The organism is Streptomyces sp. NPDC100445, assembly GCF_044759735.1.
GTDB lineage: Bacteria > Actinomycetota > Actinomycetes > Streptomycetales > Streptomycetaceae > Streptomyces.
In genome coordinates, this window is record NZ_JBIVZV010000009.1 from 177,584 (window position 1) to 191,359 (window position 13,776).

Sequence of the window (13,776 nt, forward strand, 5' to 3'; positions counted from 1 at the left end):
CGGGGAGGAGACGCGCACGACGTCCTCGGAAGAGCGGACGATCATGGTGAGATGGATCCTTTCTCGGGCGGCGGTACCGGGCGCGGTCACGCCGTCTCGTAGACGGCGCGTTGCGCGATGCGCAGCCCCTGGTCGAGTTCGTCGGCGGTGATGGTCAGCGGGGGCAGCAGCTTGACCACCTGGTCATGCACTCCGGAGGTCTCGATGAGGAGTCCGAGTTCGAAGGCGCGGCGTGCGGCGCGGCCGGCGTGCTGGGGGTCGGAGAGCTCCAGGCCCCAGACCATCCCGCGGCCGCGGTAGGCGGATCCGCTGTGGTACGCGGCGGTGTCACGCAGCGCGGCCTCGATGGTCTGGGCGTGCGCCAGGGTCTGCTGCTTCAGCTTGTCGTCGGCCCAGTAGGCGTTGAGGGCGGCGGCCGCGGTGACGAAGGCGGGGTTGTTGCCGCGGAACGTGCCGTTGTGCTCGCCCGGCTCCCACACGTCCAGTTCCGGTCGGAACAGGCACAGGGACATGGGCAGTCCGTACCCGCTGATGGACTTGGAGACGGTGACGATGTCCGGGGTGATGCCGGCCTCTTCGAAGGAGAAGAACGCTCCGGTGCGGCCGCAGCCCATCTGGATGTCGTCGACGATCAGCAGCATGTCGTGCTGCCCGCAGAGCTCGGCGAGGGCGCGTAACCACTGCGGGCGGGCCACGTTGATGCCGCCCTCGCCCTGGATCGTCTCCACGATCACCGCGGCCGGCCGGTCCAGCCCGGATCCGTGGTCCCCGAGCAAGTGCTCGAACCACAGGAAGTCGGGTGTCTTCCCGCCCATGTAGTGGTCGAAGGGCATGGGGGTGGTGTGCACGAGCGGGACGCCGGCGCCGGCCCGTTTGAAGGCGTTGCCGGTCACCGCCAGGGAGCCCAGCGACATCCCGTGGAAGGCGTTGGTGAAGGAGACGACCGTCTCCCGCCCCTTGACCTTGCGCGCCAGCTTGAGGGCGGCTTCGACGGCGTTGGTCCCCGTCGGGCCCGGGAACATGACCTTGTAGGGCAGTTCCCGCGGGCGCAGGATCGTGTTCTGGAAGTACTCCAGGAACGCGCGCTTGGCCGTGGTCGACATGTCCAGGCCATGAGTGACGCCGTCCCGCTCCAGGTAGTCGAGCAGGGCGCGCTTCAACACCGGGTTGTTGTGGCCGTAGTTGAGGGATCCGGCGCCGGCGAAGAAGTCCAGGTACTCGTGCCCGTCCTCGTCGTACATCCGGCTGCCCTGCGCCCGGTCGAACACGGTGGGCCAGCTACGGCAGTAGCTGCGTACCTCCGACTCCAAGGTCGTGAAGACGCTCAGGTCGGGCTGGATGAGTGTCATGCCGATACCTGCCCGAGCTGTGTGGCGAGTACGAAGTCGGTGAAGGTGTCCACCGAGATGAAGTCGTCCGCCTCCAGGTCCTCCGGGTCGACGACCAGACCGATGGAGTCCTCCAGGGCCATCAGCATCTCCAGCATGGTGGTGGAGTCGAGGTGCAGGTCGTCGAAGAGCTTCACGTCGCCGGTGAGGCCGGTGACGGGGCGCTCCAGGACGTCGGTGAGGGCGTTCTCGAGGGCGGTGACGACGTTCTGGCGGTCCATGATCAGGTCCTTCGTCTGGTGAGGAGTCGCTGTGGTCGGACGCGACGGGGTCGGTGGGAGAGACGGGACTACGGGGCCTCGGCGGCGACCGGGGTGGCCCGGGACCGCTCGATCAGGACGGCCAGCTTCTTGCGGTCGACCTTGCCGTTGCCGTTGGTGGGCAGGGCGTCGAGGCGGACGCAGCGCCGCGGGATCTTGAAGGGCTCGATGTGGTCGCGCATGCCCTCGCGCACCTCTTCCGCGGTGATGTCGGCGACCACCGCGAGCACCGCGGTCCGCTTGCCCTCGGGCGGCAGTACGGCGGCCGAGGTCACCCCGTCGACGCGGGTCGCGGCGGCCTCCACCTCCGTGGCGCTGAGCCGGAATCCCCGCTCCTTGTACAGGTCGTCGCGGCGGCCGGAGAAGTAGAGGTACCCCTCCTTGTCCAGCCAGCCGTAGTCGCCGGTGCGCAGCTCGGGGAAGAGTCCATCCCTGCGGGGGAAACGCTCGGCGGTCAGCTCGGGGCGTTTCCAGTAGCCCGCCATGACGTTCGGGCCCCGTACGACGAACTGGCCGATCTCTCCGGGAGGCAGCCCGTTGCCGTCGTCGTCGATGACGAAGACCTCGGTGCCCGGCAGCGGCAGTCCGCAGGAGCCCGGATGGTCGAGATCCCCGTCCGGTGGCATGATCGCCGTGCGCTTGCACTCCGTGAGTCCGTACATGACCTGGATCCGCAACTGGGGCAACGCGGCGCGCAGCGCGGACATGGTGGCTTCGGACAGGGCCGCTCCGGTGTTGGTCAGCAGCCGCAGCCGGCTCGGTCGTCCGCCGCTGCGACGCAGCAGCCAGGCGAGGCGATCGGCGACGGAGGGTACGGCGGGCAGCACGGTCGCTCCGGCTTCCTCCAGGCTGCGCAGCAGCGGTGGCCCGACCTCGGCGACCGTGCCCAGGTGGAGTCGCGCGCCGCCCAGGGCCGCGAGATAGACCTGGTAGAGGCCGTAGTCGAAGGAGAGCGGCAGCGGACAGTACACGACGTCGTCACTGCGGTACTCCAGGCACTCCTGGATCGCGGAGACGGCGAAGAGCACCTGCTGGTGGGTGCTGACCACGGCCTTGGGCAGCGAGGTGGTGCCCGAGGTGTAGATGAGGCTGACCGGGTCCACGGCCAAGGCGCCCCGGCCCGTGGGGGTGAGCGACCCGTCGGTGTCCGCGTCGAGCGCGGTCCGGAGCAGCTCGTCCAGCCCGAGGAAGCGCACGTCGTGCTCGGCGGCGGTCCGTCCCGCGTCGGGATCGTCGGAGACCAGCAGCTCGGGTTCGCAGTCCCGCAGCACATGTTCCAGTGGCCCGCCGCGTACCTGTTCGTGCAGCACGCTGAAGACCGCGCCCAGGCGGGAGGCCGCGTAGACCAGTACGGCGATGCCGATGCCGTCGCCCGCGGTGACGACGATCCGGTCGCCGCGCCGCAGTCCCTCGCTCTGGAGGGATGCGGCCATCCTGCCGCTTGCATCGGCGAGTTCCCGGTAGGTCAGGCTGCGGTCCCCCGAGCTCAACGCGGCGGACCGAGGGCTGCGGTCAGCGGCCGCCTCCAGGATTTCGTGCAGCAGCTGCGCCGTGCGCGCCATCAGCTCTCCTCGGCAACGGGGGTGAGGGCGGACGCCGGCTCCGTCTTACGGTAGGGGACGACCGTGGTGGCGGTGGCGGTGCACACGAGCTGGGGCACGTCGAGGACCTCGGCGGCGCTCTCGCCCGCTCCCGGGCGGGCGCCGAGGACCTTGTGCGCCTGGAGTTCCACCACCCGGCGCAGCCTCGTCCGTCGTACCAGCCGCCCGCGCACCTCGATGTAGTCGCCCGGCTTCACGGGTGCGGTGAACCGGACGTCGTTGTACTGGGCCAGCAGCCCCTCGTCGCCGTCCGTACGAATGGTGATCTCGGTGACCAGATCACCGAACAGCCGCAGGATGCGGGCACCGTCCACCAGGTGCCCCCCGTAATGGGCCTCCTCCTGGCCGATCCGTACGCGCAGGAAGGCTGTGGTCTCGGGGGTTCGTTCTTCAGGGGCGCTCTGCTGGACGGGGGTGATCGTGTTGATGCTCGGCGGCGACACGGCGTCAGGCTCCTTCGATTCTGTGGATTCCGCTCGTCCGTACTCGGCTGCCGCACCGGTGGCCGGAGGGAGGCCGATGGCGACTGCGGCTACGACGTCCTGTTTGTGGGTGATGGAAACCGAGACGGAGGACGGGGACGGGGCCAGTTCGGCGGCTCGCCCTCGGAAGTGCACGACGGGAGCACCGTGCGAGGTGTGCTCCACGCATATCTCCCGCGGCGACACTCCCTGGAGGAACCCGATTCCCAGGACCTTGAGAACGGCCTCCTTGGCGGCGAAACGACCCGCCAGGAATTCCAGGCGCCGATCGGCACCCAGGGTCTCGGCGTGGGCCAGTTCCTCCGGGGCGAAGCTGAAGCGCAGGAACCAGGGGCGCTCGACCAGGCGGCCGAGTTCCGAGCGGTCGAGGACATCCACCCCGATCCGGACCGGCCGGTCCGCTGCGGAGTTCATCCGGATGTTGGGCGGAAATCGACGAGGTGCTGCTTGGCCAGCACATCCTCCGTGGTGTCGCGTTCCCGGACCAGATGGGCCCGTCCGCCGTGCACCATCACCTCGGCCGGGAATCCGTGGCTGAGGAACCGCCCCGGTGAGGCGGTGGGCCCGTAGGCCCCGGACCGCTCCACCGCCAGCAGGTCCCCCGGCCGTACCTCCGGCAGCTGGACCTTCTTGGCGATCACGTCGTTGGGCGTGCACAGCGGCCCGGTGACGCTGTAGGGCCGCAGCTCTCCGGCGGTCCGGCTCCCCAGATGGCGGATCGGGAAGTTGCGCTTGACGAAGCTCCCGACACCGACGGCGGCCATGTGGTGGTTGGTGCCACCATCGGCGACCACGAAGCTCTCCCCCATGGAGTCCTTCACATAGCGGGCCCGGATGATGTAAGTGCCGGCCGCAGCCGTCAGGAACCGGCCCAGCTCCATGATCATCCGACAGTGCGGGTTACGTGCGGAGAAGGAGGAGAGAACGTCCGCCAGCCCGGTCCCGAGCGCGGTGAGGTCCAGGTCCTCCTCGTTGTCGAAGTAGGCGACACCGAGCCCACCGCCGAAGTCCACGGTCTCCAGGGGGAAGCCGAGCCGCCCGGCCAGGTCCTCCGCGGTGGCGAGGATCTGTCGGGTGTTGTGGACGACGTCTTCGTGGTTCAGGAAGCGGGTGCCCATGTAGGCGTGCACCCCCTTCACCCGGATGTGGCGCAGGGCCGCGAGTCGGTGCTTGGAGCCGCGCAGCTCGGCCTCGTCGATACCGAACTGCCGGGGCTTGCCCCCCATGGCCAGTCCCGACCCCTTGCTGCCGAAGGCGGGGTTCACGCGCAGAAGTACCGGGAAATCGTCACGGCCGGCCGCTGCCAGCAGCGAGTCCAGCAGGTCCAGTTCGTCCAGCGATTCGCACACGATCGCGTGAATACCGGCTTCGACGCACGCGGTGAGCTCCCGCTCGTCCTTGCCGGGGCCGAGGAAGATGATGTCCTCGGGCGCCACCCCGGCTCGCAGCGTGGTGACCAGTTCGGCATAGGAGGAGACCTCGGCACCGGTACCCAACGAGTTGAGCAGCGCACAGACGCTCACGTTCGGGTTGGCTTTGAGCGAGTAGAAGACATCGACACAGGCGGGGAGCACGTCACGCAGCTTGCGATACGTGCCCTCCAGGATGTCCGCGTCGTAGACGAACAGCGGGGTGCCGAACTCCTCGGCGAGCGCTGTTGTCGCAATTCCCTGGATATGGGTCTTCGAGGTAGCCATACAATCACTGCCATCCGCCATCATCGGGCCCACGGTCTACGACCCGCTTCTCTGCGAGTGAGCTGCCTCGGGTGGATTTCCGCTTTTTCATCGCTCGCCTCCCTCGCTGGTTCGTTCTTCAGCGATCACGAGTCTGCGAGGTTCAGCGCGGCGAAGGAAGAACTGACGGGTGGACTGAATCGGTCCTGACCTATTCAGGCCCCTGGTCGGACTCGGTATCCACGCGGCGAGTTGCCGGCGATCGCGATATTCCCCGTGCAGACTGAATCAAACTGATCAATAAGACGGGTTTCCCGCGTTGGCCAACAGGCCTCCGAGCCTCGGGACTTGGCCGAGACGAGCCGGCACCGCGGCTGCGTGGAGAGCCGGCCGGGGCCGGATGGGATGACGGATTCCACGACCTACCAGCGGTCACGCGCCGCGTAGGAACTCCGGGTCTCAGCCTCCGCGTTCCGCAGCCGCGCCCCTGCCACGGTGCCGACGAGAGGAAGGGCCGGCGGGGGGCAGTCGTGGAGGCAGAGACGCTGCCCCCGCTTCCGCCAGGCCCGCTCGGGTTGGGTCGCTGCTGGACCGCAACGGCGCCCGCCGAAGCGTCGTCGACCAGTTGCCGGAGGTCGCCGAACGGCGGACGCACACCACGAGGACCGGGCCGTGCGCGGCCGATTGACGCAACCCCCGCACCCGGCCCGGATGCAGACGTGTTTCAAGGTGCGGGTTCCGCGGCGCGTCGATCGCCCTGGCAGACCCCCGACTCTGTTGCGGGCAACGGGCAGGAACCACAGCGGGAGCGGGTTCACCGCGGCGCCACGACAAGCACCACACACCTCACCGAGACAGGCCTCGGCGCCTTGGCCGGCCCGGATTTCACCGGACGACCGGCCCGGCGACGCCCCGGTGACCGTCACCGGCCGCGAGAACCGCCGGGTACCACAGGCTCACCGACGAAGGGAGGGAGCCGACCGCCTGCTGAGCCGCGGACGCGCCCCGGTCGGGCAGGGCTTCGCCCGTCACTCCAACTCGTGGAGGAGGAGGGGCGCCTCGGCGCGTCGCAGGCACCATTCAGCCAGCTGAGGGCACGCGGCGGCAGCGAGTATCCAGACTTGCTCCGCGGTCGTCTCGGCCTCGTTCAGCGAGGCGACGCGGAGGAAGAGACCGATGACGGGGTGAGGTCTCGCCTGGCGGTGCACACTGACGTGTTCGAGGACGTCCGGTGCGGTGGCTTCGAGCATCTGCTTGATCTCAGCAGGCAGGGGGACATCGCCTGAGGGGACAATAGCGAGGTGGACGAGGTACATGAGGCAGCCGTCCTATTCGAATCGTCAATCCCCCGCTGCTTTTCGACCAGCGACCGTACGGGACCGTCAAGGCCTGATGAGCCCCCTCGCGACCGCGTGCACTCCGGCTTGGAAGCGGCTTCGCGCGCCGAGGTGGTCCATGAGTTTCGTGGCGATGCGGCGGGCCGTGCGAGCCGACACGCCTAACCGTGCCGCGACGGATTCGTCGGTGTGTCCCAGGGACAACAGCCGCAGGACTTCCGTCTGCTGCGGACTCAGCCGCCGCGTATCCGTGGGCAGGGCGCTCGCACCTATCGGCTGGGCGGACTGCCAGACGCTCTCGAACAGGGCGTACAGCGATGACACTACTCCTGCCGTCTTCAGGACCACTGCCCCGGCGGCGGTGTCATCGCAGTCGACGGCGACGACGGCGATCCTCCGGTCACAGATGACCATGCGGTTCGGTAACGCGGGCACGGTACGTATTCGGCCGCCGAGCGCGGCAAGCCAATCCGCGTGTTCCACCGTGGCGGGATCGTTGCGGGCGCTGTCCAGATAGACCGTGCGCATCCGCACACCCCGTTTCAGCAGCTTCTCGGCGAGCGGCCGGGAGCTGCGCACGTTGGCCACCGTCTGGGCTCCGCCCGGAGCGAATGTCAACAGCTCGTCCTCGACCCGGTCGTACAGAGTGGCCAGGTAGTCGCGGACGCAGTCGACCCCCTTCAGGCGGTGCAACTCGTCCCTGTCCTGGGTGAACTCCGATTTCAGCTGTACGGCGGCGGCCTGGGCCTCTTGCACACGTTGCTGTTGCGCGGCGAGTTCGGCTCGTTGCCTCGCCAGAAGGATGTCTGCGGCCAGGTGCGGGTCAACCGCGTGGAAATTTTGGGGGTCTTCGGAGGAACACCGTACTAGAGCGAGTTCGCTTAGTGTGTCGAGTGCGGCGAGTACCGCCTGCTCGGTCAGTCGGAGCCGGCGCATCAGGTCGGCCACACCGTCCTGCGGGTGCGCCAGCATCTCGCGATAGACCACCTCGGCCGTGGCGTCCATTCCCAGAACATCGAACATGCGAGTTCACCTCTTGAACAGCGTGCGATGGCGAGACTACGGAACGCGGCAGTCTGACTGTTACGGAGAGCGCTGCCGCGAAGTCGGGAGGACCAGCAATCGCGAACCGCACCGAGGTGGAGGTGGCGGCCGTGTCACAGGCCACTCGGGCCCACGGTGTGGCCGGGCCGGCGCCGACATGGTGGGCAGCATCGTCCCGGCCGGAGACGATCGTGTTGTCCTGGCCGTGGTTGTCGCGGCGTACAAGGGGTGGTGGTCAGCCGGCAAGGCTGGAGCTTTTCCGCTTGTTGGCGAGGAAGCGCGCCTTTTTCTCACGATTACCGCATGTATTCATGTCGCACCATCTGCGGGTATGGCCTCGGCTGGTGTCGAAGAAAGCGGCTCGGCACGTCGGTGACGCGCACAAGGAAATCTTTCCTTCTCTCTCCCCCGCGAGGAGGCTGATCGCGTCGGCGGCGATCACGCTGAGCGCGTCTTCCACGGAGGCGGAATTCAGCCGCCAATCCTGGGTGCCTTCGGCCGTCAGGACCGCCGAGGCCGTTCCGTGAGTACTACAGTCGTTGATGACTTCGACAGCCGAGGAGGGAAGCGGGTCCTGGTTCGCGACGGCGGTAGCGGCCGCGTGGATTGATTCCCGCAGTTCTCGGGCGTGGTCGAGCTGGGACTGGGTGCAGGAGTCGACTGCGAGCCCATGGATCGCCAGCCAGTCGACGAGCCGGGAGGGCACAGGAATGCGCTCCAAAGCCTCGCCGTGACGCTCCGACAGGGTCCCCGTGAAGCTGGTCGCCAGCACCTTGCCCAGACGGAACTCGGGAAAATACACGACAGCCATGGAACCAAGCTAGCCGGTTCCTTCCCGGCACGCAACCATGCCGGAACCTCCTCAGCCGGTGCTCTGCCGCCCCGGGAATCCCACCGCACCCCCATGGGCCGTCATCGGGTACCCCGCCGCCGGCTGGGGCAAGCCGACGCGAGGTTGATCGCTACCGGCACCGCGATCACCCACGCGAGTGACGCGTGTGAATCTCCGGGCTGGACGGAAGGGCAGCGGCGCCCCCGTGACCGCCGGACACCCGATCGACTACCGGCCTGAACAGGCCAGGACCGATTCAGGCCACCCGTCGCTTCTTCCTTCGCCACGAGGGAGTTCGTAGCATCGCAAGTGCTGGAAATTGAACCAGCGAAATAGACGGACAAGGAGACACGAGGAATTATGAAGATTTTCGTGGACAGGGTGAAGTGCCAGAACCATGGGCAGTGCGCAATTTCCGCTCCGACCAACTTCGAACTGGACTCCGACGGAGAGCTCCAGTACCAGGAATCGTTCGATGAGGAAAACATCGATGACATCGAGGATGCTATCGACTCTTGCCCTCTGCAAGCCATCACCCTGAAGTCGTGACATCGCCTGTGGCGAACGAGGAGCCGCGCATCGGAATAGTTGGTGCCGGTATAGCCGGACTACGAGCGGCCAACGCGATACTCAAAACTCATGCTGACGCCAGGATCGTCATCTTCGGAGACGAGACTCACCGTACCTACAACCGGCCGGGGCTGACGAAGCAACGGTATCCGCTCTCGGATGCCTTCGAAATGAATATCGCTGGGGACTTGGCGGTCAATGGAGCCGAGAACAACGCCCTGACCTGGCGCCTCGGCACCAGAGTCGAAGGCGCGGACCTCCGCGACAAGGTTCTGCATCTGAGCACAGGTGAATCATTCGCATACGACCGTCTGGTGATCGCTTCGGGTGTACGCCCACGTACGTCGGTCGGCGGCGACGGGGAATGCGACCTCCATACCCATAGGACTCTGCGAGATCTGGACGACGCACAACAGATCCACAGTCGACTCCGAACAAGCGAACAGGTCACGATAGTAGGCGCCGGATTCGTTGCTTGTGAGCTTGCCTCGCTGGCCAAAGAGTACGGTTGCGACGTCTTCATGCTGGAAGCACTACGACGCGGGCCGTTCGAGAGTCTTCTGGGTGAGCGCATCTCGATCGCGCTCGAGCGTTGGGTCGTACAGAATGGTGTCACGTTTCTTACCGGAGACTCGGCAAAAGAACTGCTCTGTGATCGCGCCATCGTGTCCGCAAGGGACGCAAGCGGTTCAGAACCGGCGGATCCGGGAGCCACATCAGATCGGTCGCTCTTCATCGAAGCGATCGGGAGTGTTCCCAACGTGGAATGGCTGCACGGAAACGGCTTGGATCTCTCTGACGGTGTGCGCGTCGACGAATACATGCGTGTATCCCAGTGTGACGACGTCTTCGCGGCCGGAGATATTGCTCGTTACCCTGACCCGTGGACGGCAGGAACGCTCACACGTAGGGAATTCTGGAAGAACGCGATCGATACCGGCGATCTCGCAGGTAGGTCTCTAGCATCGTCTTTGGGTCATGATCCGAAGATCTCCCCGATCCGCTACTTCCCCAGCATGGCCACCGAAATCTTCGGACTGCGTATCCAGATCGCCGGCAACCCGAGGATCTCGGATTCCATGGAGATCGTCTGCGGAGATCTGGATCGACTGGACCACGGGGTTCTCGTCACGTTCCTCCGGGAAGGCGTGACAGTGGGGGCTGCCTATTTTGATAAGGGTGCCCGGTTCAACAGTACCTATATAAAGCTTCTGAGGTCACTGAAAGCTCACTAGAGTGCACGGAAATCTGGTGGCGACCGAGGCGGAGCAGGATGCCGGGCCGGTTTCGGGGCGGGCTTGCGGGGCGGTGCAGGGCGGGGTGCGGTGCTCTTCTTCGCACCGGCGCCCGAGCCGCCGGCGGAGGACGAGGGCTTGGCGGCTTTCGGAGGGTTAGCGGTGGACGGCGGCTTCCGTGGTGGCTTTGTAACCGCGGCATTCCAGGCAGTGCCGCAGGCGATGCATGACGGATCCGTAAGCTCATTGTTCGTGTCGCACAGTGAGCACCGCCAGGAGGCGGGCGGGCCGGATGTGGCGGGCCGTTTACCGGCGGGCTTGCGGGCAGAACCGGCGGCCGGTCTCGGGGCGCGCTTCACAGAGGGCTTGGGCCTGGCCGTGGCTGCCGGAGTCGGTCGCGGCGGAGGCCGCACGCTCGGACGGCCGTGAGTGCGGGGGCGTGCTCCCTCGCGGACTCTTGCGGGTACTGCGCCGGGTCCCGCCGCAGCCCTCGCAGGACGCCTCTGCCGGAGCGTTGAACGTGTCACAATCCGCGCACCGCCAGTTGGCCGATGCCGTCACCTCCCGTGCCCTCTCCCTCGTGTCTCCGTGCGGTCAGTCGCTTTCGACGTGAGCCATGACGGCCCCGAACCCTTCACCGAGTCCGGTGTCGACTTCGCCTGCCGAGGCGTTCCGGTGATCGTCGACGCGGCTACCAAGGCACCAGCCTGCTCATTCCTCATCGCCCACGACGCGGTCAGGAAGCCCTGAGCCCGCAGCAGGAAGCCGAGAACAAGGTCCACCGCAAAGCCCGCGCCCGCGTCGAGCACGCCCTGTCCCGCCTGAAGAACTGGAAAATCCGGCGGGATTGCCGCCTCAAGGGCCATGGCGTTCACCAAGCCATGCTCGGCATCGCCCGACTACACAACCTGGCCCTCACCGGTCGGTGACCGTCTCAGCCGACTGCTGTCAGGTGCTGTGAGACGGCGGTTCGATGGCGAGGACGGGGAGACCGAGCTCCTGGGGCCACCCAGGTCGCCATCGACTGAGCCATTCGTCGAAGTCTTCCCGCAAGAACTGGCGATCGACCGGCTTCAGTCGAACCTGGGGCCGTTCATCGACCCACCAGACCTCGAACTCAGTCTCGGTGCCCTCAGCGGGCCACCGAGCGGCATCCTCCGGCAGCAACAGCACGTCGACGAAGCCGCCGACGGCAAGCCCGATGTCGACGAAGAAGCCGATCGTGCCCGGCCTCGGTATCTGGACCACCCTTCCGGAAACACGCTGCCCGAAGCGCAGTCGACGACGTATCTCCTCCCACTCCATGTTCACCCGTCTTCGTCACCTTCTCACTGGGCAAGACGCTCGAGCAGCTCGATGCATGAGGACACGATGGAGGGGCGGGGTTCTGTAGCCATGCGATCAGTCTTATCGCCCGTTGGGTGTCTTGTCCGGGCATTGCGTAATGAGACGCCCCCGGCGCCACAGTGGGCGCAGCACACCCAGCACCCTTTTCTCGAACCGCCCGATCCGCGCCCTCTGCCTGCTTGTCAGCCAGGACATCGGCAGGGCCAGAACGTCCGGCAGCCGTACGGGACTGCCGTTGTGGGCGCTTCTCCACGATCTCCGAGAGCCGCTGGAGACAGTCGCTGGACCAGTGGCTCTCACTGACATCAGACACCCCATGTCACGCACGCTGTGCTCGGCGCCTTGACCGTGCGAGCGATGGCTGGGATCCCTTCTGCAGAGCCTCCAGCGGAGCACCGTGTCCGGCTCGGCGCTCGTGAGCGATTCATCGGCTTCCCCGGCGCTGCTTCATGGTGGCAAAGGCGACGGCCGGCCCGATCTGGGTGAGGCCGGCCGTCGGCGAGGTACACAGGCCGGTTCAGCGCTGCAGGGTGAGGACAGCCGGCCGCCAGGGCAGTTGGTCGTAGGGGCCGCTCGCGGAGGGGGACTTGCCCTGGTAGAGGAACTGCAGGTTGCAGGGGTCGATGGTCATGGTCTGGTCGGGATTGTTGCGGACCAGGTCACCGTGGCTGATGTCGTTGGTCCAGTTCGCACCGCTGTTTACCTTGCCCGCGAAGGGGTTGCTCTCGCTGGCGGCCTGTGGGGTCCACGAGCCGTTCAGGCTGGAGGCCGTGAACGAGCGGAAATAGCGCTGCTCGTTCGCACCCCGAGCCTCGACGATCATGAGGTACTGGTTCTGACCCTGGACCCTGTAGACCTGCGGCGCCTCGAACAGGTTCTTCACCGTGTCGCTCATGACCGTCGTGTAGGACGAGCCGAAGTTGCCCGGGAAGTTCCCGATCGGCATGGTCGCCCGGTAGATCTTGCCGTTGTCCCCGGCGAAGAACAGGTACATGTTCTGGTCGTCGGCGATCAGGGTCTGGTCGATCGGGGCGGCGTCCGGGATGCTGCCGGTGAACAGCGGCTGCGGCGCGGACCAGCCGTTGGGGTCGGTGGGGTCGCTCGACGTGCGGTAGATGAAGGGCCACGCACCCCACTGGTACGCCAGCACCCAGATCTTCTTGGGTGCGAAGTAGAACAGCGTGGGCGCCACCGCGGACTGGCTCATCCCGGTCTGGCCGGCCGACGCCATGTCCGACCAGTTCGTGAAGGGTCGGAACATCATCGAGCCGTACGACGATCCCGACACGTTCGACGCGTAGACCAGGTGCTTGCCGTTGTACGTCACGGTGGTGAAGTCCTTCAGCGAGACCCACCCGTTCGCCGGCTGCGCCAGCGCGCCCGTCGACGTCCACCGGTACGTCGACGGCAGAGAACACGTGCCGCCCCCCGGCGGGGTCGTCCCGGACAGGCCGGTCCACTTCTGGTTGTCGCCCCCGTTGCACGTCCAGATCTGCGCCGCTGTGCCGTTGCCCGTACCGGAGCCCGTAACCTCCAGGCACAGCCCGGACTCCACGCCGACGACCGTGCCGTCGGAGTTCACCCGCCACTGCTGGTTCGCACCGCCGGAGCAGGTCCAGATCTGCACCCGGGTACCGGCCGTGGTGGCGTGGCCCGGAACATCCAGGCACTTGTTGCCGTACACGGTGAGCTGGTTGCTGTCCGTCGACGTCCACTGCTGGTTGGTCCCGCCCCAGCAGTCGTAGATCTGCAGAGATGTGCCGTCGGTCTGGCTGGCGCCCGGCACATCGAGACACCGGCCGGAACCAACGCCGCGCAAGGCGCCGCTGGAAGCCGCCTGAGCCGGGGCGGCGACGAGCATCGCCGCCAACGCGGCCAGGGCCGCCACCACGGCGGCGAGCACCACTGACGGATGCCTGCGGCTGAAACTTCCTCGGTGCATGGATACTTCCTCAACCTTGAGTGGGCGGTTCCGGTCGGCCTCGTCAGAGGCTGGGCCGGACT

Annotated in this window: 12 protein-coding genes and 1 pseudogene; 3 read left to right on the forward strand and 10 right to left on the reverse strand. The window is 66.8% G+C overall.

Annotation, left to right across the window (positions count from 1 at the left end; genetic code table 11):
* Positions 1–86 precede the first annotated feature (86 nt).
* The 8 genes from ectB to ACIQVT_RS22165 form a co-directional block, all read right to left on the reverse strand.
* A complete protein-coding gene (ectB, locus tag ACIQVT_RS22130) occupies positions 87–1,349 on the reverse strand; it encodes a diaminobutyrate--2-oxoglutarate transaminase (RefSeq protein ID WP_403756363.1) in 1,263 nt (420 codons plus the stop codon).
* Positions 1,346–1,609 (reverse strand): acyl carrier protein, encoded by a 264-nt coding sequence (locus ACIQVT_RS22135; protein ID WP_403756368.1) that lies wholly within the window; start codon positions 1,607–1,609, stop codon positions 1,346–1,348. Before ACIQVT_RS22135 ends, ectB begins: the two co-directional genes overlap by 4 nt.
* A gap of 68 nt (positions 1,610–1,677) precedes the next feature.
* On the reverse strand, positions 1,678–3,210 hold the full coding sequence (locus tag ACIQVT_RS22140; RefSeq protein ID WP_403756372.1) for a class I adenylate-forming enzyme family protein: 1,533 nt from the start codon (positions 3,208–3,210) through the stop codon (positions 1,678–1,680).
* A complete protein-coding gene (locus ACIQVT_RS22145) occupies positions 3,210–4,145 on the reverse strand; it encodes a holo-ACP synthase (protein WP_403756375.1) in 936 nt (311 codons plus the stop codon). The genes ACIQVT_RS22140 and ACIQVT_RS22145 overlap by 1 nt, the downstream gene beginning before the upstream one ends.
* Complete coding sequence (locus ACIQVT_RS22150; RefSeq protein ID WP_403756378.1) at positions 4,142–5,428, reverse strand: diaminopimelate decarboxylase; 1,287 nt, start codon at positions 5,426–5,428, stop codon at positions 4,142–4,144. Before ACIQVT_RS22150 ends, ACIQVT_RS22145 begins: the two co-directional genes overlap by 4 nt.
* Before the next feature lie 1,007 nt (positions 5,429–6,435).
* Entirely contained in the window at positions 6,436–6,723 is a 288-nt protein-coding gene (locus ACIQVT_RS22155) for a hypothetical protein (RefSeq protein WP_403756380.1), read from the reverse strand.
* A 66-nt stretch (positions 6,724–6,789) separates the two neighbouring features.
* Positions 6,790–7,767, reverse strand: a complete 978-nt coding sequence (locus tag ACIQVT_RS22160) for a LuxR C-terminal-related transcriptional regulator (protein WP_403756383.1) — start codon at positions 7,765–7,767, stop codon at positions 6,790–6,792.
* Between the two features lie 256 nt (positions 7,768–8,023).
* A complete protein-coding gene (locus tag ACIQVT_RS22165) occupies positions 8,024–8,599 on the reverse strand; it encodes a CGNR zinc finger domain-containing protein (protein ID WP_403756386.1) in 576 nt (191 codons plus the stop codon).
* Positions 8,600–8,980: 381 nt separating this feature from the next.
* Between ACIQVT_RS22165 and ACIQVT_RS22170 the strand changes: the two genes are divergently transcribed.
* The 3 genes and pseudogenes from ACIQVT_RS22170 to ACIQVT_RS22180 form a co-directional block, all read left to right on the forward strand.
* Positions 8,981–9,169 (forward strand): ferredoxin, encoded by a 189-nt coding sequence (locus tag ACIQVT_RS22170; RefSeq protein ID WP_403756388.1) that lies wholly within the window; start codon positions 8,981–8,983, stop codon positions 9,167–9,169.
* The gene (locus ACIQVT_RS22175) at positions 9,166–10,425 is read left to right on the forward strand and encodes an NAD(P)/FAD-dependent oxidoreductase (RefSeq protein ID WP_403756391.1); all 1,260 of its coding nucleotides are present in this window, start codon (positions 9,166–9,168) and stop codon (positions 10,423–10,425) included. The genes ACIQVT_RS22170 and ACIQVT_RS22175 overlap by 4 nt, the downstream gene beginning before the upstream one ends.
* Positions 10,426–11,114: 689 nt before the next feature.
* Positions 11,115–11,354: pseudogene (locus tag ACIQVT_RS22180) on the forward strand (transposase family protein); the annotation flags it as partial.
* Between the two features lie 19 nt (positions 11,355–11,373).
* On the opposite strand, the gene ACIQVT_RS22185 reads toward ACIQVT_RS22180, so the two are convergent.
* Positions 11,374–11,730, reverse strand: a complete 357-nt coding sequence (locus tag ACIQVT_RS22185) for a hypothetical protein (protein ID WP_403756820.1) — start codon at positions 11,728–11,730, stop codon at positions 11,374–11,376.
* Between the two features lie 559 nt (positions 11,731–12,289).
* Complete coding sequence (locus tag ACIQVT_RS22190; protein WP_403756393.1) at positions 12,290–13,714, reverse strand: non-reducing end alpha-L-arabinofuranosidase family hydrolase; 1,425 nt, start codon at positions 13,712–13,714, stop codon at positions 12,290–12,292.
* Positions 13,715–13,776 lie beyond the last annotated feature (62 nt).